17 protein-coding genes are annotated in these 22,705 nt (G+C 75.8%); 6 read left to right on the top strand and 11 right to left on the bottom strand.

All coding sequences use genetic code 11. The annotated features are described in order from the left end of the window. Positions 1–10 precede the first annotated feature (10 nt). Complete coding sequence (locus BS73_RS21345; RefSeq protein WP_235215484.1) at positions 11–1,651, top strand: gamma-glutamyltransferase family protein; 1,641 nt, start codon at positions 11–13, stop codon at positions 1,649–1,651. After that, the gene (locus BS73_RS21340; protein WP_037574847.1) at positions 1,644–2,075 is read left to right on the top strand and encodes a RidA family protein; all 432 of its coding nucleotides are present in this window, start codon (positions 1,644–1,646) and stop codon (positions 2,073–2,075) included. Before BS73_RS21345 ends, BS73_RS21340 begins: the two co-directional genes overlap by 8 nt. A gap of 12 nt (positions 2,076–2,087) precedes the next feature. Here BS73_RS21340 and BS73_RS21335 read toward each other — a convergent pair whose 3' ends face one another. Then, positions 2,088–3,971 (bottom strand): helix-turn-helix domain-containing protein, encoded by a 1,884-nt coding sequence (locus BS73_RS21335; RefSeq protein ID WP_152617682.1) that lies wholly within the window; start codon positions 3,969–3,971, stop codon positions 2,088–2,090. A gap of 123 nt (positions 3,972–4,094) precedes the next feature. Between BS73_RS21335 and BS73_RS21330 the strand changes: the two genes are divergently transcribed. Beyond that, a complete protein-coding gene (locus tag BS73_RS21330) occupies positions 4,095–5,531 on the top strand; it encodes an aldehyde dehydrogenase family protein (RefSeq protein ID WP_235215483.1) in 1,437 nt (478 codons plus the stop codon). Beyond that, positions 5,531–5,983 carry a GlcG/HbpS family heme-binding protein gene (locus tag BS73_RS21325; protein ID WP_037574841.1) on the top strand — a complete coding sequence of 151 codons (453 nt, stop codon included), beginning with the start codon at positions 5,531–5,533 and terminating at the stop codon, positions 5,981–5,983. Before BS73_RS21330 ends, BS73_RS21325 begins: the two co-directional genes overlap by 1 nt. A gap of 66 nt (positions 5,984–6,049) precedes the next feature. Here the strand turns inward: BS73_RS21325 and BS73_RS21320 are convergent, their stop codons facing one another. Continuing rightward, on the bottom strand, positions 6,050–7,342 hold the full coding sequence (locus BS73_RS21320; protein WP_037580516.1) for an amidohydrolase: 1,293 nt from the start codon (positions 7,340–7,342) through the stop codon (positions 6,050–6,052). Between the two features lie 83 nt (positions 7,343–7,425). Next, positions 7,426–8,268 carry a proline dehydrogenase family protein gene (locus BS73_RS21315; RefSeq protein ID WP_161789691.1) on the bottom strand — a complete coding sequence of 281 codons (843 nt, stop codon included), beginning with the start codon at positions 8,266–8,268 and terminating at the stop codon, positions 7,426–7,428. 117 nt (positions 8,269–8,385) lie between these two features. Between BS73_RS21315 and BS73_RS38315 the strand changes: the two genes are divergently transcribed. Next, positions 8,386–8,835, top strand: coding sequence for a hypothetical protein (locus BS73_RS38315; protein WP_063837039.1), 450 nt, complete (start codon positions 8,386–8,388; stop codon positions 8,833–8,835). 101 nt (positions 8,836–8,936) lie between these two features. Here the strand turns inward: BS73_RS38315 and BS73_RS21305 are convergent, their stop codons facing one another. The 7 genes from BS73_RS21305 to BS73_RS21275 all read right to left on the bottom strand — a co-directional run bounded on the left by BS73_RS21305 (position 8,937) and on the right by BS73_RS21275 (position 19,890). Continuing rightward, entirely contained in the window at positions 8,937–9,461 is a 525-nt protein-coding gene (locus BS73_RS21305) for a hypothetical protein (RefSeq protein WP_037574835.1), read from the bottom strand. A 44-nt stretch (positions 9,462–9,505) separates the two neighbouring features. Next, positions 9,506–11,356, bottom strand: coding sequence for a dihydroxy-acid dehydratase (ilvD, locus tag BS73_RS21300; RefSeq protein WP_037574832.1), 1,851 nt, complete (start codon positions 11,354–11,356; stop codon positions 9,506–9,508). 142 nt (positions 11,357–11,498) lie between these two features. Then, on the bottom strand, positions 11,499–15,545 hold the full coding sequence (fxsT, locus tag BS73_RS21295; protein ID WP_037574829.1) for an FxSxx-COOH system tetratricopeptide repeat protein: 4,047 nt from the start codon (positions 15,543–15,545) through the stop codon (positions 11,499–11,501). Further along, positions 15,542–17,014, bottom strand: a complete 1,473-nt coding sequence (locus BS73_RS21290; protein ID WP_037574827.1) for a TIR-like protein FxsC — start codon at positions 17,012–17,014, stop codon at positions 15,542–15,544. The genes fxsT and BS73_RS21290 overlap by 4 nt, the downstream gene beginning before the upstream one ends. A gap of 151 nt (positions 17,015–17,165) precedes the next feature. Then, positions 17,166–17,975 (bottom strand): sugar phosphate isomerase/epimerase family protein, encoded by an 810-nt coding sequence (locus BS73_RS21285; RefSeq protein ID WP_037580513.1) that lies wholly within the window; start codon positions 17,973–17,975, stop codon positions 17,166–17,168. A 220-nt stretch (positions 17,976–18,195) separates the two neighbouring features. Continuing rightward, entirely contained in the window at positions 18,196–19,161 is a 966-nt protein-coding gene (locus tag BS73_RS21280) for a Ppx/GppA phosphatase family protein (protein WP_037574824.1), read from the bottom strand. Positions 19,162–19,227: 66 nt separating this feature from the next. After that, positions 19,228–19,890 carry a biliverdin-producing heme oxygenase gene (locus BS73_RS21275; RefSeq protein ID WP_037574822.1) on the bottom strand — a complete coding sequence of 221 codons (663 nt, stop codon included), beginning with the start codon at positions 19,888–19,890 and terminating at the stop codon, positions 19,228–19,230. A gap of 148 nt (positions 19,891–20,038) precedes the next feature. On the opposite strand from BS73_RS21275, the gene BS73_RS21270 reads away from it, so the two are divergent. Continuing rightward, positions 20,039–20,839 (top strand): hypothetical protein, encoded by an 801-nt coding sequence (locus tag BS73_RS21270; RefSeq protein WP_037574819.1) that lies wholly within the window; start codon positions 20,039–20,041, stop codon positions 20,837–20,839. Between the two features lie 49 nt (positions 20,840–20,888). Here BS73_RS21270 and BS73_RS21265 read toward each other — a convergent pair whose 3' ends face one another. Further along, the gene (locus BS73_RS21265; RefSeq protein ID WP_051940206.1) at positions 20,889–22,676 is read right to left on the bottom strand and encodes a sigma-70 family RNA polymerase sigma factor; all 1,788 of its coding nucleotides are present in this window, start codon (positions 22,674–22,676) and stop codon (positions 20,889–20,891) included. Positions 22,677–22,705: the final 29 nt, after the last annotated feature.

Below are 22,705 nucleotides of genomic sequence, written 5' to 3'. Positions count from 1 at the left end.
ACTCGGCCGGGTGAACTCACCGAAGAGCGATGCGTACGGAGGCACCGGCCTCCAGGCGGCGCCGGACCGGCCGCCGGTGCTCAGCGCCGGCGGCATGGCGGTGGCGAGCCACCCGGCGGTGTCCTTCGCCGGGGCGCGGGTACTGGCCGAGGGCGGCAACGCGGTGGACGCCGCGCTGGCGATGGCGGCCGTGTCCTGGATCGCCCTGCCCGGCCAGTGCGGGGTGGGCGGCGACGCCTTCGCCGTGGTCCGCGAACCCGGCGGCCGGGTGTGGACGGTGTCCGGTTCCGGCTACGGACCGGACGGCGGCGACCCCGGCTTCTACCGTGGACGCGGACTGTCCGCCGTCCCGCTGACCGGACCGCTGTCGGTCGCGGTGCCCGGCGCCGTGGGCGCCCTGGCTGCGCTGCACGCCGCCGGCGGTTCGCGGGAACTGCCCGCGCTGTGGGCGCCCGCGGCCCGCGCCGCCGAGACCGGACTGCCCTCCACCGCCAAGACCCGGGCCGACGTCCTCGGCCACCAGGCGGCGCTGCGCCGGGACGAGGGCGCGGCCCGCGCCCTGCTGCCCGGCGGCCGGGCGCCGGCCGTCGGCGAGCGCCTGCCGCAGCCCGAACTGGCCGCGACCATCAGGAGGCTGGCCGAGGACCCGGCGGCCTTCCACACCGGCTGGTTCGCCGAGCGGGCGGTGGCCGCGCTGCGCGAGGCCGGCGCCCCGTTCGACGGCGCGGAGTGGGAGCTCAGCGGACGGATCGCGGCGCGGCCCGCGCTGCGCGGCCGCTACCGGGGCCACACCGTCCACCAGACCCCGCCGCCCACCCCCGGCTGGATGGTCCTCCAGCAGGCCGCGGTCTGCGACGGTTTGCTGGACGGGCTCCCCCGGCTGGGCGCCGAGGCCGTCCACCTGCTGGCCTCGGCGGCCCGGCTGGCCTTCGCCGACCGGGTGGAGCGCTGCGGAAGCGACACCGAGGCCTGGAGGGAGACGCTGACCCCGGCCGCGGTGGCCCGCGCCCGGGAGCGGATCGCCGCCGACGCCGTACCGGCCGGGCTGGCCGGCCCCGCGGACGGCGACACCACCTCGGCGGTGGCGGTGGACGCGGAGGGCCGGGCGGTCAGCCTGATCCACTCGCTGGCCTTCACCTTCGGCTCCGCGACCACCGTGCCGGGCACCGGGGTGATCCTCAACAACCGTCTGGGACGCGGGAGTTACCTGATCCCCGGGCACCCCAACGAGGTCCGGCCGCGGCGCCGGCCGCTGCACACCCTGAACGCCTGGATCGCCACCGACCCGGCCGGCCGGCTCGCCCACGTCGGCAACACGCCGGGCGGCGACGGCCAGGTGCAGTGGAACACCCAACTGCTCTCCCACCTCCTGGACCACGGCGCCGACCCGCAGTCCGCGGTGGACGCCCCGCGTTTCACCGTCCACCCCGGCAGCGACGCCGACGTCCTCGGGCAGCCCGAGGAGCTGCGCTGCGAGTCGCGGCTCGGCGCGGAGGCGCTGGACGGGCTGCGGGCCCGCGGCCACCGGGTCCGGGTCACCGGCCCCTGGGAGGGCGGCGGCAGCGCGCTGGTCGTCTCCGCCGACCACGAGCGGGGCTGCCTGTCCGGCGGCGCCGACTCCCGCCAGGAGGGGGTGGCCCTCGGTGGCTGAGCCCGGCGGACGACCGGCCGCCCCGCAGCCGCAGGGGGCGTACCAGGCCGCGGTGGTGGACGGCGGTCTGGTGCTGACCGCGGGGATGACGCCGCGGATCGACGGCCGGCTCGCGGTACGCGGGCTCGTCGGCGGCGACGTCGACCTGCCGACCGCCCGCCGGGCCGCGGGCATCGCCGCGCGGAACGCGGTGGCGGCGGCGCTGAACGCGGTCGGCGAGGGCGGCCGGCTCCGCCGGTGCCTGCGGCTGACCGTCTATGTGGCCTGCGTGGAGGGCTTCGAGGAGCTCTCGGCGGTCGCCGACGGCGCCTCCGAGGTCCTGCGGGCGGAGTTCGGCCGGCTCCCCGTCCGCAGCGCGATCGGCGTCCGCGCGCTGCCCTCCGGCGCGCCGGTGGAGGTGGAACTCACCGCCGGCGTCGACTGAGCCCCCCGCCCCCTACGCCGGCGGCGCCAGCTCCGCGTCCAGCGCGCGCAGGGAGTCGTTCAGGGTGTGGATGCGGTACGCCAGCCAGACGGTGAACTGGGTCTCGGCCGAGCGGACGTCCATCCCCAGCGCCCGCGAGGCCCGCTCCAGCTTGTAGAGCATGGTGTTGCGGTGCAGCTGGAGCCGCCGCGCGGCCGCGTTCAGGTTCCCCGACTCGGCGATGTACGCCAGCACCACCCGCTCCAGGTCGCCGGTCTGGCCGTCCAGCTTGCGCAGCGGTTCGAGCACCTCGCGGGCGAACTCCCGGCCGGGCTTGCTGGCCGCGGCCTCCTCTATCGCCGCGAACACCCGCAGCCGCTCGTAGCCGCACACCTCCGGGACGTCCACCCGCTGGGACAGCTCCAGGACGATCCGCGCCTCCCGGTAGCCCGCGGCCACCCCGGCCGCCCCCGGCGCGCCCCGCCCGTGGGTGATCTGGATCTCCCCGTCGACCCGTTCCCGCACCGCGCGCTGGACCTGCCGGCCGAAGCGCTGGATCTCGGCGCTCTCCACCTGGACGTCGTACCGCGAACGCGCGTCGGAGGCGGGCAGTTCGCGCACCACCACCAGCAGCCGGCCGACGAACCCGGCCATGGTGAAGCCGTCCGCGGTCTCCGCCCGGCCGCGGACCACGGTCCGCAGCAGCTGCTGCGACCGTCCGGGGTCGATGCCGGGCGCGGCGACCACGAAGACCACGTGCCGGGCCGCCGCGTCGAACCGGTAGTGCCGCGAACGCGCCTCCAGCGCGTGGACGTCGGCGAACCTGCCGTGCACCAGGCTGTCCAGGAAGTCGTCCCGGGCGCGCTCCTCCGCCTCGGTCACCGAGCGCTGGCGCAGCAGTTCCGAGGCGACCAGCGGCGCCGCCTGCTCGACGATCACCCGGTGCTGGGCGAGGTCGTGGGTGTCCGCCGGCAGCCGGGGCTCCACCAGGACGACCGCCCCGTAGAGCTCGCCGGCCACCCGGACCGGGGCCGCCACCGCCTGGACGGCGTCGCCGCCCGCCGCGTCGCCCCAGGGGGCGGTGGTGAGCAGCAGGTCGCAGGCGGCCGGATGGCGCGCCGGGCGCTGCCGCTCGTCCTCCGGCGGGGGGCCGCCCAGCCGGGCGTGCACCTGGGCGGCCAGTTCGCGGGCCACCTCGGGGTCCAGCCGGGGGGTGCCGCCGGAGCCCGCGGTGGCCAGCACCTCGCCGCCGTCGTCGGTGATCAGCACCGCGGTCGCGGCCAGCGTGGACATCGCCGCTGCCAGCGCCGGCAGCCCGGAGCCGGTGGCGAAGACCTCGCCGAGGATGCGGTGCACCCGCACCCCGTACTCCAGCACATGGGCGGTCGCGGCCAGGGCCTTCACCGCCACCAGCCGGCCGACCCCGCCGTAGTCCACCTCGGGGGGCAGCCCGACCAGCGGCAGCCCTATGTCGTCCGCGGCGAGGGCGGCCGGGCCCAGGCTGACCGTGCCGCCGGCCCGGGGGCGGGCGAAGACCACCGGTGAGCCGCGCCGGGCCAGGTCCTGGAGGAGGGCGCGGGCCCGGTCGTGGCCGGCCAGCTCGACGGCCGGGAGGTAGACCGCGGTCCCGGTCAGGTCGCCGTCGCCGGCCGGCCGCACGGCGGCCACCTCGGAGAGCGGCAGGCACCAGGCGACCGTCCGCCCCAGGCCCTTCTCGCCGCCCAGCAGCCGCCCGCGCAGCATCGGCTCGGCCAGCAGCGCGCCGACCGTCAGCTCGGACTCCGGATAACCGGAGCCGGAACCGGAACCGGAGCCGGGACCGCCGCCGGAGCCGGCGTCTGAGTCGGTCCCGGGCCCGGACTCCTCGCCCGCCGCAGGCCCGCCGAAAGCTTTCGGACACCGTTCTTCGTGTGCCATCTGCCCATATCCTCCTGCAGCGAAGGTGCAATGTGCACGAGGCCGACCGGTGTCCCGGGGCCAAGACTGCTGTGCAGGCAACGCACGCGGTCCAGCCGACGGATGAACACCCGGGAGGCATCCTTGTCCAGCAACCCCCTTGCGCACCAGACCTCACCCGTCGTCTCCACCGATCCCTCCGCGCCGGCCGAGGTGGTGGCCGAGTTCCCGGCGGCCACCCCGGAGGAGGCCGCGGCCGCCGTCCGCACGGCCCACGCCGCCTCGGCGGACTGGGCGCGGCTGCCGGCCGGCGCCCGGGCCCGGGCGCTGGACGCGGCGGCCGGAGTGCTGACCGCCGAGGCGGAGGAACTGGCCCGGCTGATCTGCCGGGAGGAGGGCAAGGTGATCGGCGCCGCCCGCGGCGAGGTCGCCAAGACCGCCGAGCAGTTCAGGCTGGCGGCCCAGCTCGCCTTCCTGGTGGAGGGCACCACCTACCCGGCCGAGTCCCGCTCCGCGGCCTGGACGCTGCGGGTGCCGCTCGGCGTGGTGGTCGCCGTCACCCCGTGGAACTTCCCGGTCTCGCTCGCCGCGAGGAAGATCGCCCCGGCCCTGGCGGCGGGCAACGCCGTGATCCTCAAGCCGTCCCCGGTCGCCGCGGCCTGCGGCGCCTTCCTGGCCGGGGCCTGCCATCGGGCGGGCGTCCCGGAGGACGTCCTCCAGGTGGTGCAGGGCGACTCGGCGGACGCGATGGCGGCGCTGGTCGGCGCCCCGGAGACCCGGGCGGTGAGCTTCACCGGCTCGGACGCGGTCGGCGCCGTGCTGCGCCGCACCGCCCACCCGTGGGCCCGGCTGCAGTTCGAACTCGGCGGCCACAACACGGTGCTGGTCTGCGCCGACGCCGACCTGGCGCACGCCGCCGAGGAGGTGGCGGCCGGCGCCTTCGGCCTCACCGGCCAGGTCTGCACCGGCACCGACCGGGTGCTGGTGGAGCGCCCGGTACTGGCCGAGTTCACCGCCCTCCTCGGCGAGCGGGCCGCCGCCCTGGTGGCGGGGCCCGGCCTGGAGGCCGGCTCCTCGGTCGGCCCGGCGGCGACCGCGGCCCAGCGGGAGCGGCTCACCGCGCTGCTGGACTCGGCGCTGGACGCCGGCGCCTCGGTGGCCGGCCAGGGCACCCTGTCCGCCGCCGCCGACCCGTCCGGGCACTGGGTGCGGCCGACCGTCCTCACCGGCGTCCCGGCCAAGCACCCGGTGAACACCGGGGAGGTCTTCGGGCCGCTGCTCTCCGTCCTCCCGGTGGACGGGGTCGAGGCGGCCCTGACCGAGATCAACGGCGACGACCACCGGCTGGTCACCGCCGTCCACACCCGCGACCTGGGCACCGGCGGCCGCTTCCTCCGCGCGGCCCGCTGCGGGATCGTCAAGGTCAACGAGCGCACCACCGGGAACGGCGTCGCCCCGCCCTTCGGCGGCTGGGGGGCGTCCAGTTCGGGCGCCTTCCCCGAGGGAGGACGCGGCGCCCTGGACTTCGTCACCGACACCAAGACCGTCTACTGCGACTACCTCACCCCGAGGGAGAACTGATGCACACCGTCTACCGGTTGACCCTCGCCGATGCCCTGATCATGCTGGAGGCCGCCGAGGCGGAGGCCGAGCGGATCGGCGTCCGGGAGACCCTCTGCATCTCCGACGAGGGGGCGCACCCGATCGCCCTGCACAGGATGACCGGAGCCCGGCTGACCGGCGTGGAGATCGCCATCGCCAAGGCCTTCACGGCCGCCGGCCACCAGCGGGCCACCCATCTCTTCAACGAGCCGCCGAACGGCCCCGCGCTGCCCGGCAACGAGGCCTTCGGCATCCAGCAGACCCACCCGGGCCGGTTCGCGGTCTTCGTCGGCGGCTTCCCGATCGTCCACCAGGGCCAGGTGGTCGGCGGGGTGGGGGTGAGCGGCGGGAACGGCGAGCAGGACAAGGCGGTCGGCGCCGCGGCGCTGGCCGCCTTCGAGTCCAAGATCGCCGGCAGCGCCGCGAACTGACGGCCCGTCAGTCCCGGTCGGCCGGTCCCGCTGCCGCTCAGCCCCCGGCTCCTCAGCCCCCGGCCGTCACCCCTCGGCCAGCCACTCCGCGGCGGCGTGCAGCAGATGCCGCACGCCCTGCGGGACCGCCGGATCGGCGAGCGGGGCGAAGTGCGGGGAGTGGTTGCCGGCCACGCCCGCCGGAAGGTTGTCCTTCTCGCCCTGCCGGGGGTCCGACCACAGCCCGGGGTCCGAGCCGCCGAAGAACCAGAAGACGGACGGGCAGCCGGCCGCGGTGCCGAACGCCCCGAAGTCCTCACTGCCGGGCAGCGGGTGGCGCATCTCGTGGACGTGGATGTCCTGCTGCGCGCCCAGCGCCGCCATCACCCGCGCGGTCGCCCGGTCCGAGTTGACCGTCAGCGGGAAGGCGTTGAGCGGGCTGAACTCGGGGTCCTTGGGCGCCCCCGAGGCCTGCGCCTCGCCGTTCACGATCCGCTTGATCGCGGCCAGCACCCGCTCCCGCACCTCCGGGTCGAACGACCGTACGTTGACCTTGAGTTCGGCGTCGTCCGGGATGATGTTCTCCTTGAAGCCGGCCCGCAGCGAACCGACCGTCACCACCGCCGAGTCGGTGGCCGCGATCTCCCGCGAGACCACCCCCTGCAGCCGGAGCACGGTGCTGGCCGCCATCACCACCGGGTCCACCGTCTGCTGCGGGCTCGACCCGTGCCCGCCGCGGCCGAAGAGCCGGATCCGGAAGCTGTCCGCGGCCGCCATCACCGGCCCGGGCCGGACCGCGACCACGCCGGTCGGCTGCGGTCCGACATGCTGGCCGAGCGAGACGTCCGGCCGCGGGAAGCGGTCCAGGAAGCCGTCGTCCAGCATCGCCCGGGCGCCGGCCGCGGTCTCCTCGCCCGGCTGGAAGACCGCCAGCACGGTGCCCGACCAGTCCTCCCGGTGGGCGGCCAGCAGCTGGGCCGCGCCGAGGAGGCAGGTGACGTGGATGTCGTGGCCGCAGGCGTGCATGGTCGGCACGGTCTCGCCGTCGGGGTTCACCGCGGTGTCGGTGGAGGCGTGCGGCAGCCCGGTGGCCTCCCGGATCGGCAGCGCGTCCATGTCGGCGCGGAGCAGTACGGTCGGGCCCTCGCCGTTGCGGAGGACGCCGACCACACCGGTGCCGCCCACGCCCTCGGTGACCTCCCAGCCGCCCTGGGCGCGCAGCCGTTCGGCGACGATGCGGGCCGTACGGTGCTCGGCCATGGAGAGTTCGGGGTGGGCGTGGAAGTCGCGGTAGGCGTCGTACAGGTCGGGGAGGAGAGCCTGGAGTCCGACGGCGAGCCGCTCGGCGAGGCCGGTCGAGGGGGAGGAATCGTTCGGCATGAAACGTTCGTACACCGCCGCAGGCCGCCGCACCAGACCCCGTCCACGATCCGCACCCCGCCCGGCGCTTCGGCCGCCGGGCGTCACAACAGGCGCCGCAGCCCGCCCCGCAGCCGTTGCCGCAGATAGCCGGCCCCGCCCGGCCCGTAAGGGATCCACACCCGGACCGACTCGCCGGCCCGCGCCAGCCGGTCCTCCTCGCCCCCGGCGACCCCGTAGAGCAGCTGGAACTCGTAGCTCCCCTGCGGCCGGTCCGAGCGGACGGCGAGCGCCCCGGCGATCGCGATCAGCCGGGGGTCGTGGGTGGCGACCATGGGGTGCCCCCGGCCCTCCATCAGCAGCCGCAGGCAGCGCACATACGACCGGTCCACCTCGCTCCGGCGGACGAAGGCCACCCCGGGCGGCTCCCGGTAGGCGCCCTTCACCAGCCGCACCCGCGACCCGGCGTGGAGCAGCTCGCGGCAGTCGGCCTCGGTACGGCGGAGGTTGGCCTGGACGGCGACGCCCGCCCACGGGTAGTCGGCGCGCAGCTCGGCGACCGCGTCCAGGACGGCGTCGGTGCTGCGGTGGTCCTGGGCGTCCACGGTGGCCAGCGCGCCGGCCGCCTGCGCCGCGGCGCACAGCGCACGGGCGTTCTCCAGGGCGATCCGGTCGCCGTCCGGGCCGCTGAACCGGCCCAGCGCGCCCAGCGTGAACGACACCTCCGCACGCGGGCCGAGGCCCCCGGCGGAGAGCTCGGCCAGCAGCGCCAGATAGTCGTCCCGTACGCCGGCCGCGCGGGCCCGGTCCCGGACCGGTCCGGCCAGCAGGTCGAAGCTGACGTGCAGCCCGCGCGCGATCAGCGGATCGGCGGCGCGCAGCGCGGCGGCCCGGTCCTCGCCGGGCAGGTAGCGGCGCGCGAGCGGGGCGGGCAGGGCGCGAATCACGCCGTCCAGCCTAGGCGGGCGGCGGCGGGCTGATCCTCCGTCAGGAGGAGCATGTTCGGGAAAAATCAGGGTCGCCCCCTATGGCACCGGAATGTGCGGTGGGCGCACCGTGAAGGTATGACAAGCAAGGACGTATCGCGTCGCGAATCCGGGCAGCTCGCCGTCGCCTCGGCCACTCTGGGGCCGTGGAAGACGGCGGGGGTGACCGGTGTGATCGGCGGTGCGGCGGCACTCGGGGTGGACGTGGTCACCATGCACTGGTCGACCAGCCTGCTGGCCGGGCCGGTCGGCATCGCCCTCTTCCTGTTCTTCCTGGTCGGCGGGGTCGGCTCGGTGGCCGGCCGGGGCGGCGGGGACCGGCGGCTGCGCCGCTGGGCCGGCGAGCACCCGTGGCAGGTCGCGCTGGCCCCGGCGGGGGCGTTCTTCGTCACCGACGCCCTCACCCACTTCTTCCTCAGCTCCGCCAGCCTGGCCGGCGCGCTCTGGACCGGCATCTGGCAGGCCGCGATCCTCGCCGCGGTCGTCGGCGTGGTCGGCTCGGTCGCCGGCGCCCGCCGGAAGGCGTGACGCCCCGAGCGCAGCGCCGAGGGCGCAGGCGAAGGGGCGCGGGGAACCGCGGTTCCCCACGCCCCTGAACCCGCCCTGCGGGAAAAGCCTCGGGAAGAGCCTCAGCGCCGGGCCTTCCTGCGCTTCGCGCCACCGCCCTTCGGGCGGGTCCGCGCCAGCGTGGCCCGGGTCTTCGCCGCGTCCCAGCGCGCCCGCGCCGCGCCCTCCCCCGGCGCCTCGAACAGCGAGCGGACGAAATACGCGGCCAGCGACCCCACGAACCCGATGACCAGCATCACCCTTAGCTGCCCCTCGTCGGCCATCCACCCGGTCAACGCGTCCTTGCCGACGCTCAGCAGCCGCCAGGTCCGCGCCGCCGCGGCCAGCGAGCAGATCGCCACCGCGAGCACCAGCAGCACATCGACGATCGTCCCGGACCCGGCCAGGAACACCCCCTGCACGCCCAGCCGCATCAGCAGCCCGCCGGCCACCAGCGCGACCAGGGCGCCGACCGCCACCGCGACCCGCCGCGCCCAGTACTCCCCGCCCCGCGCGGCCCAGCTCACACCGAACCACCTCAGCGGTTCGGGCTGCGGCGAACCGTCGGCCGGTACGGGACTCTGCGCGGGGATGGGCTTCTCGGACACACCTCGATTATGCGCGCGCCCGGTGCCCACCCCCGCCGCCGCGCTCAGCGCTCCAGCTGGGAGACGTCCCGCACCGCGCCCTTGTCCGCCGAGGTGGCCATCGCCGCGTAGGCCCGCAGCGCCGCCGAGACCTGCCGCTGCCGGTTGGCCGGCCGGTACCCGGTGCCCGCCTCCAGCGCGGCCCGCCGCTCGGCCAGCTCGGCCTCCGGGACCTCCAGGCAGATCCTCCGCTCCGGGATCGAGATCGTGATCCGGTCGCCGTCCCGGACCAGCGCGATCGTCCCGCCCGCCGCCGCCTCCGGCGACATGTGGCCGATCGAGAGGCCCGAGGTGCCGCCGGAGAACCGGCCGTCGGTGATCAGCGCGCAGGCCTTGCCGAGGCCCCGGCCCTTGAGGAACGAGGTGGGGTAGAGCATCTCCTGCATCCCCGGGCCGCCCTTGGGACCCTCGTACCGGATGACGACGACGTCGCCCTCGCCGACCTCCTTGTTGAGGATCCGCTCGACGGCCTCGTCCTGGGACTCGCAGACCACGGCCGGCCCGGTGAACTCCCAGATGGACTCGTCCACGCCGGCCGTCTTCACCACGCAGCCGTTCTCGGCCAGGTTGCCGTGGAGGACGGCCAGGCCGCCCTCGGTGGAGTAGGCGTGCCCGATGTCGCGGATGCAGCCCCGCTCGGCGTCCAGGTCCAGCGAGTCCCAGCGCTCGGACTGGCTGAAGGCCTCCGCGGACCGCTTGCAGCCGGGGGCCGCGTGGAACAGCTCGACGGCCTCAGGCGACGGGGAGCCGCCGCGGACGTCCCACCGCTTCAGCCAGTCGGCGAGCGAGTCCGAGTGGACGGTCGTGACGTCCTCGTTCAGCAGCCCGGCCCGGTACAGCTCGCCGAGGATGCCGGGGATGCCGCCCGCCCGGTGGACGTCCTCGACGTAGTAGGAGCCGTTCGGCGCGACCTTGCACAGGCAGGGCAGCCGGCGCGAGAGGGCGTCGATGTCCCCCATGGTGAAGTCGAGTTCGGCCTCCTGGGCCGCCGCCAGCAGGTGGAGGATGGTGTTGGTGGAGCCGCCCATGGCGATGTCCAGGGCCATCGCGTTCTCGAACGCGGCCCGGGAGCCGATGCTGCGCGGCAGGACGGTGGAGTCGTCCTGGCCGTAGTAGCGGTCCACCAGCTTGAGGATCTGCCGCCCGGCCTCCTGGTACAGCGCCTTGCGGGCGGTGTGGGTGGCGAGGGTGGTGCCGTTGCCCGGCAGGGCCAGCCCGATCGCCTCGGTCAGGCAGTTCATCGAGTTGGCGGTGAACATCCCGGAGCAGGAGCCGCAGGTCGGGCAGGCGTTCTCCTCGATCCGGCTGATGTCCTCGTCGGAGACCGCGTCGTTGGCGGACTCCGCGATCGCGGTGATCAGGTCCAGCTTGCGGACGGTGCCGTCGACCAGGGTCGCCTGCCCGGACTCCATCGGGCCGCCGGAGACGAAGATGGTCGGGATGTTCAGCCGCATCGCGGCCATCAGCATCCCCGGCGTGATCTTGTCGCAGTTGGAGATGCAGACCAGCGCGTCCGCGCAGTGGGCATTCACCATGTACTCGACCGAGTCCGCGATCAGGTCGCGGGAGGGCAGCGAGTAGAGCATCCCGCCGTGGCCCATGGCGATGCCGTCGTCCACCGCGATGGTGTTGAACTCCCGCGGGATCCCGCCGGCCTCGGAGACGGCCTCGGAGACGATCCGGCCCACCGGGGAGAGGTGGGTGTGGCCGGGGACGAACTCGGTGAAGGAGTTGGCCACGGCGATGATCGGCTTCCGGCCGATGTCGGCGCCGGCTACGCCCGAGGCCCTCATGAGGGCGCGGGCGCCCGCCATGTTGCGTCCGTGGGTGACGGTGCGGGACCTCAGCTCTGGCACGGTGCTCAACTCCTTCGTGCGGTGCGGTCTCCCGACCCTACGCCGCCCCGCCCACAACTTGGACACCCTGTCCGCATTCCGGTACGGACGCCGGCCCTCCGCGATGCCCCGGCAAGCGCCGTCCCCGGGCCGCCCCCGCGCCTCAGATCAGCGGCGGCTCGATGTCCGCGTGCAGCCGGCGTCCGCTGCTCATCACCTCCGAGACCAGCGGGTGCCCGACGCCGAAGGCGCGCAGCGCCGACCCCTCCGTCGCGTGCCGGAGCTCCCGGGCCTCGTCGGTGCGGCCCGCCGCCTCCAGGTCGAGGGCCAGGTTCCAGGCGCAGACCACCGCCGCCGGATGCCCCTCGCCGAGGGTCGCCAGATAGCCGTCCAGCGCCTCCCGGCCGAGCGCCACCGCCTCCTCGCCGGCCCCGGACTCGGCGAGGTTCGCGGCATGGTCCACCGCGCAGGCCAGCGTGATCGGATGGTTGCCGCCGAGCTCGGCGCGGTAGCCGGGGAGGAGCTCCGCGGTCAGCCGGGCCGCCGCCTCCGGCTCCCCGCACAGCCGCTGGTAGACGGCGAGGTTGGTGATGCAGCCGCGGGTCAGCGGATGGTCCCGGCCGGTGGTGCCGGCGCAGGCCGCCGCGGTCTCCCGGGCCAGCGCGCGGGCCTCCCGCGGGTGGCCGAGCGCGGCCAGGTCGCAGGCCAGGTTGCAGGCGCAGGCCAGGGTCTCCGGATGGTGCTCGCCGCGGACCGCCCGGTACTGGGCCAGGGTCTCCCGGCTGAGCGCCTCCGAGCTCTCGTACCGCCCGGTCTTGCGCAGCGCCGTGGCCAGCACCTTCGCCGTCCGCAGGGTGTCGTCGTGGGACTCGCCCAGGCCGGACCGGAAGGCCCGCAGGGTGGTCTGGAGGAGCCGGACGGCGGCCTCCGCCTCCCCCGTCTCGTGGAGGTCGCGGGCGTAGTTGCGGGCGGACAGGAGGGTGGAGGGGTGGTCGGCGCCGAAGACCGCGACCATCCGGTCCCTGGTCTCCCGGTCGAGGTCCCGGGCGCTGTAGTACTCGCCGAGGAGGAAGCGGGACAGCGCGAGATTGCTGGCCAGCATCAGGGTGCGGGGGTGGTCCTCGCCGAAGACCTCCCGGCTGGTGTCGAAGGCGCTCCGGTCGAAGTGCCGGGCCTCGCCGTAGCGGCCGGCCGCGCGGAGCGAGGCGGCCAGGCTGCCGGCCGCGGTGAGGGTGTCCAGGTGGTGCTCGCCGAGGGTGTCCCGGCAGCGGCGGAGGACGTCGGCGTCGATCCGGTGGGCCTCCTCCAGTTCGCCGCCCGCCCGCAGGGCGTTGGCCAGCTGGTTGCGGATCATCAGCACCAGCCGGTCGTCGGGGCCGAAGCGCGGCTGCCACTCGGCGAGGATCCGCTCGGCGGCGTCCCGCACCGCCCGGTGGTCCCCGCGCCGCCACAGGTAGCGGACGGTGTCCGCGATCCACTGCCGCACCTCCGGGTCGGCGCTGCGCTCGGCGCGGGTCGGCCACAGGTGGGGCAGCAGCGCCGAGTAGCGGACCCAGGTGCCGGGCTGGTCGGGGTTGCGCGGATTGGCGGCGGCGAGCACCCCGTGCACCGCCGCCCGGAACTCCGGCCAGCGCTCCGGCTCGACCTGCCGGCGCAGCACCGCCTGCACCAGCCGGTGCATGGTGATGCCGCCGCCCAGCCCGTCCATCCGGACGCCCTCGTACTTGCTGATCTCGCGGAAGACCTTGCCGACCATGTCGGGCTCGCCGAGCTGCGGGTCGTAGCGGAGCAGCCGCTGCCGCATCCGGTCCGAGCGGGCCAGCCAGGCGGGCACCGGGTCCGGCCCCAGGAAGGCCAGCAGCAGCAGGAGTTCGCCGGCCGCCGGCATCTCCTCGCCGATCCGGTTCCAGGTGAGCAGCCAGGCCGCGGCCATCGACCGGTCCTCGCTGCCCTCCGGGTCGCTGACCGCCATCCCGCCCACCTGGACGTCGAGCTTGTCCAGGTAGGTGTCGGCGGACTCGCCGGTGTTGCGCAGCCAGGCGGCCGCGTGCCGGACGGCCAGCGGCAGGTCGCCGAGCTCCTTGGCGATCCGGGCGGCGTCGTACTCGGAGAGCTCCGGGTTCTCCCGGCGGAGCATGCCGGTGCTCTCCTCGCGGGAGAAGACGTCGACGTCGATCCGGGCGGCGGCGTCCCAGTCCGCCCGGTCCCGCGAGGTGATCAGGACGTGGCCGCCGCCGGCCGGCAGATAGGGGGCGATCAGTCCCGGCTGCTCGGCGTTGTCCAGGATGAGCAGCCAGCGGCGGTACGGCTCGCCGCGGCGGAGCGCCTCGCGGACCGCACCGGCGAGCGCGCCCACGTCGCCGTCCGCGGGCAGCCCCAGGTCGCCGCCGAGCCCGGCGAGATGGTGCGCGAGCAGCCCGGTGTCCTCGGCCGACACCCACCACACCGCGTCGTAGTCGGCGCGGAACCGGTGGGCGTACTCCAGGGCGGCCTGGGTCTTGCCGACCCCGCCGAGGCCGCACAGCACGCACGGGGCCGCGCCGCCCGGCTCGGAGCCGCCGGCCAGGGCCGTGCGGATCCGGTCCAGCAGCTCCTCCCGGCCGGTGAACCCGGGGTTCCGGGTGGGCACCCGCCACACCGCCGGCACGGAGCCGGGGTAGCGGGCGGTCCTGGACCAGCCGGCGGGCTCCTCGGAGCGCTGGCCCCGCTCCGGGCGTACCGGCCGGCCGACCCCGGCGACCAGGGCGTCCCTGGCCTCCTCCGGGCCGGCCAGGCCCACCATGTCGACCAGCGGCGCGCCCTCCAGCGCCCGCGGCACCGGGACGTCGCCGATCCGCACCACCGCCCGCCGTTCCGGCACGGCCGCGCGCGGCCTGTCCCGGCGGTCCGGCCGATCCGGGCCGTCCGCGCCGTCCGGGCCGTCCGGGCCCGGGTGGGCGGCGCTGAGGAGGGTGAGCACCAGCGGCGCGGCCGGTGCCGGGCCGCCCTCGACCGCGGCCTCCGGCGGCGGCAACGCCCGTCCTGCCGGGGCGAGTCGGGGCCGGAAGCCGAGGAGGTGCAACTGCCGGCGGATCCACTCCGCCCACAGCCGGTCCGGGGCCGCGTAGCTGATCAGGGCGGCCGAGGGCTGGGAGACCGGCAACCGCTCGTAGCGGGCCAGGAGTTCGCGGCGCTGCCGCTCGGGCAGCTGCGGCGGCCCGCCCGGCGCCCTGGACCCGGCGATCCGGTCGGCCATCCTGGCGTACGCGGCGAGCAGGCTGTTCTCCAGCAGCGGCCGGTCGCCGACGACGGCGGGGATCTCCTCGTAGGCGTAGAAGGGCTTGTACGGGACCTCCATGTCGGCCCAGTACCGGTCGGTCTCCTCGGCGGACATCGACGCGAGGTGGGGGGCGAAGAGCGCCCGGGCGAGGTCGCGTCCGGCCTCCACCTTGCGCTGCTCGGCGTCCTCGACCCGGAGCGCGGCCGGCAGCACCTGGATGCGGCGGCCCACCGACCGCTCCCGCACCGCCCGGGCGGCCTGCTCGGCGCCGGCTATGGACTGGGTGTTCAGGCTGAAGCAGTCGACGACCGTGTCCGGCAGCACCACCAGGCAGGCCCCGGAGGAGTCGTTCCAGCCGGTGCGGCTGTCGATCAGGGTGAAGTCGTAGTCGGCGCGCAGCCGTTCGCGCAGGGCGTCCAGCAGCAGGCCGCCGGCCAGGGCGTCCTGGAAGCTGAACCAGTCGAAGGTGTTGACCGCGGTCGGATAGGTGTCGTCCTGCAGCCCGGCCGGCAGCAGGTCGAGGCTGCCCGAGCCAGGGCCGGTGCCGTGCCCGGAGCCGGTGCCGGAGCCGAAGTCGAAGCGCACCGCGGCGCCGTAGTCGCCGAAGCGGTCGTCCAGGTAGTCCCGCACCCAGGCCGCCACCCGGTCCCGGCCGCCCAGCCCGCCCGGCCCGCGCCCGGCGGCCCGCTGGACGGGGCTGTCCAGGGCGAGGGCCGCCGCGACGTAGTCCCGCAGCAGGTCCAATACGCCCCAGGTGGAGACCAGTTCGGGGTCGTCGAGCAGCGGGTGGAAGTAGCGGTGCAGCCCGGGCGCCTCCAGGTCCCAGTCGACCACCGCCACCCGGTACCCGCGGGCGGCCAGCAGCCAGCCGATGTTGGCCACCGCCATGGTGCGGCCGGTGCCGCCCTTGAACGAGTAGAAGGTGACGACGGTCCCCGGGCGGGCGGTCATAGGAACTCCCCTGGGAGGGCGGGCGGTTCGGCCCCGGCTCCGCGGGTCCTGCGGCCACCGCGGCGGTGCGGGCGGTCGGCGGCGCAGCCGGGGCCGGCCCCCGGGGTGGCGGGGAGGGCGCCGGGCGGCCGCTCCGGCCGGAACGGCGGGGGCACGGAACCGCGCAGGTCGGCGCGGGGGTTGGCGAGCCGGGCCAGCGCGCTCTGCGCGGCGGCCACCATCTCCATCAGCCGCCGCCCGAAGTGCTCGCGCGGAACCGCGTACTGGAAGCGCGGGTTGACCGGCAGGGCCAGGTTGTTGGGGAAGGTCTCGCCGATGTCCACGGAGAGCTTCTCGGCCTCGTGGGGGGCCTCCTCCGGGTCGCCGTGGGCGGGCAGCAGCACGCCGCTGGCCGGCTCCAGCCTGGCGTCGAGACCGCGCAGGGCGTCGCCGTACTCGGCCATCCGCGCCGACCAGGGGTCCACCAGGACGACCACCACCTGGTGGTTGCGGCGGGCCTTGGCCACCCGGTCGACCAGCCACTCGTCGACCACGTCGACGGCGCTGGAGAAGCGGTTGCCGGAGACCACCTGCTGGGCGTGGGTGGAGAGGGGGGGCTCGTGCGGCTGCCCGTGCGCCCTGCCGTGTTCCGCGGGCGCCTCCGGAGCCGGCTCGTCCGGCCGCGCCCGCCCGTGGCTGTACGGGTTCCAGTCCAGCGGATCGGATCCGTAGCAGGACGCAGGTCCGGCGTGCTCGGGGTCCGGGTCGGGGTGGCCCGGGGGCGGGTTGCCGCGGGTCGCCGCGGCCAGCAGGAAGGTCACATGGCCGCGCCGCCCGGTCTCGGCCACGGCTCCGCCCGTTCCGCCGGACGCCCCGGATCCGGCCGCCGCGGAACCGTTCCGCAGCACCAGCTCGCCGAAGGTGCCGGTGACCTGCTCGATGGAGAAGGGCTCGCAGGGCGGCAGCAGATGGCGGCCGCACTCGGCCACGATCCGGTCGGCGATGCGCTCGAGCGCCGCCTCGTAGACGTCCGTCGCCCGGGCGCGGCGGACCAGGTACTCCATTCCGCGCTCGCGGTAGAGCACCGGGAAGCCGTCGTCGACGTACTGGATCCCCTCGACCGCGCGGGGGATCTCCGGCACCGGCCGCCACAGCACCGGGACCACCAGGTTGGGCCGGATGTTCTCCAGTGCCTCGTAGGTGCGCAGCCGCCGCAGGAAGACCGCCCACTCCCGCCCGCAGTAGGCGCTGTCGAAGTACTCGGCGGAGTAGAGCGGGACGAAGCAGCGGCAGGAGCGGAGCGCCTGTTCCAGTTCCTCCCGCCACCTCATCCCGGCGTGGATCTCGTGGACGTCGCGGAAGCCGACCCGGTGCGGGTCCGGTAACCGCAGCCGGTCGGCGAGCCGATCCGACAGGTCGGCGTGGAACCTCGCCACATACCCGTCCTGATGTCGGCGGGTGTAGCTGAGGAAGTAGTAGTACGTCTCCATCCGGCCTCTCCCTCCCCCGGCAGGCGCGGACCTTCGAGCGCTGAGCTACTGAGTACTCACCAACTACCCTTCCGTCCAACGGATTTGAGCAGATCCACGAGGAATTTCAGTGGACTTCGGCACCGAGCCGGGAGAGTCTCACCGAGGGTGCTCACTGGGTTCCGGAGAGTTCCGAGGCCGCCGCAGCGAGGTTGAGGCGGGTGAAGGCGAGGGCCTCGGCGAGGTCGGCCTCGCGCTCCACAGGGCCCGGGGCGCGGCGGGTGTTGACCTCCAGGACGACGTGGCCGTCGAAGCCGTTGGCGGCCAGTCGCTCCAGCAGCTCGGCGCAGGGCTGGGTGCCGCGGCCGGGGATCAGGTGCTCGTCCTTGGCGGAGCCCGACCCGTCGGCGAGGTGGACGTGGGCCAGCCGGTCGCCCATCCGGTCGACCATCGCCAGCGCGTCCGTGCGGGAGGTGGCGACATGCGAGAGGTCGACGGTGAAGTGCGGATAGTCCTCGCCGGTCGGGTCCCAGGCCGGGGCGTACGCGGCGACCTCGCGGTCGCGGTACCGCCACGGGTACATGTTCTCCACCGCGAAGCGGACGTCGGTCTCCCCGCCCATCCGCTGGATCCCCAGCACGAAGTCCCGGGCGTACTGGCGCTGCCAGCGGAACGGCGGGTGGACGACGACGGTGGAGGCGCCCAGCCGCTCGGCGGCGGACCGCGCCTTGACCAGCTTGGCCCACGGGTCGGTGCCCCAGACCCGCTGGGTGATCAGCAGGCAGGGCGCGTGGACGGCGAGGATCGGCACCTGGTGGAAGTCGGAGAGCTCGCGCAGCCGGTCGATGTCCTGGCTGATCGGATCGGTCCACACCATGACCTCGACACCGTCGTAGCCGAGGCGGCCGGCGATCTCGAAGGCCGCCTCGGTGTTCTCCGGGTAGACCGAGGCGGTGGACAGCGCCACTCTGGCGTCCGGCACGCGGGCGACGCGCCCCTCGCGCTCCTGGCGCGCGTCGTGCGCCTCGCGCGCCTCGTGCGCCTCGCGCGCCTCGCGCGCCCGCTGCCGGGCGCCGGTCGATCCGGGGGTCTGGTCGGCTGGTCTCACTTGCTCCGCCACGGGACACAGCGTAGGCGCGGTGCCTGCGGTTCGGGACACCCCCACGTCGCAGGGGTGACGTGAACCGGTCGATGCGCGCCGGTCACTGCGGCGGCGGCACCCGGGCCGGCTCGCCGGTCCCGTCCCGCATCCGGTCCAGCCGGCGCAGGATCACGCCCTCCCGCAGCGCCCAGGGGCAGGTGTCCAGCTCGGCCACCCCGAACAGGTCCATCACCCCGTCCGCGACCAGGGCGCCGGCCAGCAGCTGGCCGGCCCGGCCGGGCGAGACGCCCGGCAGCTCGGCCCGCCGGCGGACCGTCATCCCGGCCAGCCGGGGCAGCCATTCGGCCAGGTCGTCCCTGGTCAGCCGGCGCCGGACGTACGGGCCCTCGGCCTCCCGGGCGGCGCCGGTCAGCCGGGCCAGCTGCTTGAAGGTCTTGGAACTGCCCACCGCGTGGTCGGGCGGGCCGAGCCGGGCGAACTCGGGGACGATGGTGGCGATCCTGGCCCGGACGTGCCGGCGCAGGGCGCGTATCGCCTCCGCGTCCGGCGGGTCGCCGGGCAGCCGTTCGGCGGTCAGCCGGCCGGCGCCGAGCGGCAGCGAGGCCACCGCGTCCGGCTCCTCGTCCAGACCGCAGGCGGCCTCCAGCGAGCCGCCGCCTATGTCGAAGAGGAGCAGCTTCCGGGAGGACCAGCCGAACCAGCGGCGGGCGGCCAGGAAGGTCAGCCGGGCCTCGTCCTCCCCGGAGAGCACCCGCAGCTCCACCCCGGTCTCCCGGAGCACCCGCTTCAGGACGTCGTCCCCGTTCTCGGCCTCCCGCACCGCCGAGGTGGCGAAGGGGAGGATGTCCTCGACGCCGGTGTCCTCGGCCACGCGGAGGGCGGTACGCACGGTGGCCACCAGCCGCTCGACCCCGGAGTCGGCGATCCGGCCCCGGTCGTCGAGGTGCTCCGCCAGCCTGAGCTCGTCCTTGTGGGAGTAGGCGGGCAGGGGGGCGGCCCCGAGATGGGCGTCCACCACGAGGAAGTGAACCGTGTTGGACCCCACGTCGAGCACTCCGAGTCGCATGTCATCCCACGCTACCCGCCCCACGGCGACGACCTGGGCCGGAGGGCGGTTCCGGGCCCCGCCCGGCTACGCCGACAGCGGAAACCGGCCGTCGAGCTCGCGGAAGAGCGCGCGGTTGAGCCGGAAGGCGTGGGCGGCCTCCTCGGCCACCCGGCGCTGGGCGACCTCGTCCAGCGGCAGCGCGTCCAGCCGGGCGCGGTAGGCGCGGCGGAACTCGGCCGGATTCGGCACCCGGTCGAAGACGTAGAACCGCACCCCGTCGCCCTTGTGCCGGAAGCCCCAGGTGCGCTCGGCCACGCTGCGGATCACCTGGCCGCCGGCCAGGTCGCCGAGGTAGCGGGTGTAGTGGTGGGCCGCGTAGCCGGCCGGCCAGTCGACCGCGACCTCGCGGATCCGGTCCGCGTAGGCCCGCGCGGCGGGGAGCGGCACGAGCCCGGAGCGCCAGCCGGGACCGAGGAGATGGGCGAGGTCGGACTCCAGCGCGGGGGTGCGGAAGAGCGCCGGGTCGATCAGCGGGCCGACCACCGGATGGTCCGCGAGGCGCTCGCCGGACTCCTCCAGCGCGCGGTAGACGAACCAGAGCTGAGCGCTGAGCTCGGCGTACGCGGTGCGGCCGAGGCGGCCGTCCAGGAGGTTGGCCATGAACGGGGAGGACTCGGCGGCCTCGTGCTCGGCGCGGGTGCCGGCGCGCAGGCGCGCGGCGAAGCCCTCGGGGGCGACAGCCGTCATGGGTGGTCCTCCACTCTGGGCAGTTCCCGACACAGTGTCGGCAACCTGTCGGAAAAAGTAACGCATACCGCTGACACCCATGGCAAGAGCACCCGTTCACGGGCGAACGCCTTACGCTGGCGCCGTGGCACCCGTAGACGTGACGATCATGAGTGGCCGGGCCGCGCGGAAGGCGGCCGCCGCAGCGCGCAAGCGCGAGGTGGGCCTGGACTTCCCCCGGGCCTGGGTGGAGTTCCAGGACCCGGCGGACGAGGAGCAGGTCTTCCGCTGCGACCTCACCTGGCTGAACTCGCACTGGACCTGCGTCTTCGGCCGGGGCTGCCACGGCATCGAGCCCGGCCGCGGCTCCGACGGCTGCTGCACCCTCGGCGCCCACTGGTCCGACGAGGACGACGAGGCGCGGGTGCTGGAGCACGCCCGCCGGCTCACCGACGACGCGTGGCAGTTCCGGCAGCGTGCGGTCACCCCGGACGGCGACGACCTGGACCCGGAGCGGATCAGCGAGCTCGGCCCGGACGGCGAGCGGCAGACCCGCCGGGTCGACGGCGCCTGCCTCTTCCTCAACCGTCCCGGCTTCCCCGGCGGCGAGGGCTGCGCCCTCCACACCCTGGCCCTGAACGAGGGACAGGAGCCGCTGGAGACCAAGCCGGACGTCTGCTGGCAGCTGCCGGTGCGTCGCTCGTACGAGTGGATCGAGCGGCCGGACGAGACCAAGTACCTCCAGGTCACCATCGGCGAGTACGACCGCCGCGGCTGGGGCCCCGGCGGCCACGACCTGCAGTGGTGGTGCACCAGCTCCCCGGACGCCCACGGCGCCCCGGACCCGGTGTACGTCAGCTACCGGCCCGAGCTGATCGAGATGATGGGCGAGCCCGCGTACCAGGAGCTGGCGCGGCTCTGCGCCGAGGCGGGGAGCGGCATCGCCCCGCATCCGGCGGACCCGTCCTGACCGGCCGGCGGCAGGCGGAAGGCCGGCAGGCCGGGGTGGGGACGGCCTCCTAGTCCCGGCGGTCGCCGTCTCCGCCGCGGCCACCTCCGTAGCCCCCGCGCCGGCCCCAGCCTCCGCCGTCGCCGTCGCCGTCCCTCCGGTGGGCCCGGTGGCGGCCGCCGCCTCCGCGGTAGTCCGCGGGGATCGCGCGGGTGGAGCCGCCGCCTCCGTCGGCGTCGTAGCGGTCCCGGTCGTCCGCCCCGCCCCAGTCGCGGGTCTGCGGCCGGGCCGGGCCGGGACCAGGGCCGGCGTCCTGCCCGGGCCCGCGCTCCCGGCCCGGCCCGGAGACCGGGACGATCGCGGTCGACGGCTGCACCGAGACCCGCGCCGTCCACGCGTGCTGCGGCTCCCGGCTCTCGTCGGCGGTGATCAGCACCAGCACCCGTTCTCCGGGCGCCAGCACCCCGGAGGAGCGGCTCAGCCGCAGCCAGGGGGCGTCCGCGACGGCCCACCAACTCGCCTTGCCCGAGCCCGTGTTGGCGATCGTCAGCATGGTGCGGCCGAAGGCCTCCTGGTAGCCGACGGAGAGCCGGCCGGCCTTCGCCGGGGGACGCGCGCCGTTCGAGCCGGAGGCCCGCGGGGTGGCGGAGGCCCCGTCCGCGGAGCCGTCCGGCTCGGGCGTCGAGCCGACGGACGGGGGCAGCGTCGCCCGCGCAGTCTCCGAAGCGGGGTCGAGCCCGGAGGCGGAGGCGCTCGGGCCGACCGGCACGTCCTGGCCGGTGGTCGCCACCCGCTGCGGCTCCTCGCGCTGCGCGGCCCAGAGGGCCAGCGCCGGGGCCGCGACCACCGCGGCCACCGCCGTGGTCATCACCGCCCGGTGCCGCAGCACCGCGCCGCGCTCCGGGTTCCGCGCCCGCTGCACCGGGAAGCCCTCGCGGTCGAACCGCGGCTCGACGCCGCCGACGGGCGCGCCCTCGGACGGCAGGCCGCCGGGGGAGGCGCTGCCGGGGGAGGCGCTGCCGGACGATTCGCCGCCGGGGAAGGCGCCGGCGGCCGCGGCCGCCCCCGCCGTATCGGGACCGGACTCGGCCGGCCCCCCGAACAGGGCCTCGACCGGCGCCGCGACCAGCGGCAGCGTCCCCGGCGGCCGGGCCGTGCCCGGCCAGGGGCCGTCCGCCGTGGCCTGCTCGGCGCTGCCCCGGCAGGTCGGGCACTCGTCGACGTGCCGCACCAGCTCGCCGCGGAGCGTCGGGCCGAGCGCCGAGGGCCGGGGCGCGAGACCGTGCGCGGCGGCCGCCCCGCCGCCGAGCCTGGCCAGCACCGGGCAGGCGCCGGAGGCCAGTACGGTCAGCGCCGCCCTGGTCCGCTCGACCTCGCAGACCGCCTGGGTGACCAGCCGCCGGGCGGACTGCTCGGAGAGGCCGAGGACGGCGGCGAGCTCCTCCGGCGGCAGGCCGTGCCGGAGCGCCAGCTCCAGCGCCTCGCGCTGCTCGGAGCTGGTGCCCGCGGCCTCCGGCCAGACCAGCAGGGCGAGTTGGGCCCGCTGCCGGGCCTCCTGCGCCCGCGGGCCGGCGTCCCGCACGCCCATCGGGCGCTGCTCCAGCCAGGTCAGGCAGACCTGCCGGGCCAGCGCGTAGAGCCAGGCCCGGAGGAGGTCGGCGCGGCGGAGCTTCCGCCGGTGCCGGTGGGCCAGCTGACGGACCGTCCGGAGCGCGGCGAGCGCCTCGTCGGCGTCGCAGAGCACCGAGAGGCAATAGGTGTAGAGCCCGTCGGCGTGCGTCAGGAGACCCCTGTCGAGCCTGTCGCCCGCGCCTGAGCCGGGGTCTCCGCCGTGCGCGGCGCGCGTCACCAACCGCATGGGCGCACACGTTATGAGGGTGCGCCCCG

The sequence above is a fragment of the Phaeacidiphilus oryzae TH49 genome (genome assembly GCF_000744815.1).
Classification (GTDB): domain Bacteria; phylum Actinomycetota; class Actinomycetes; order Streptomycetales; family Streptomycetaceae; genus Phaeacidiphilus; species Phaeacidiphilus oryzae.
The sequence above is the reverse complement of the archived record's forward strand: the minus strand, read 5'-3'. Positions and strand labels throughout refer to the sequence as shown.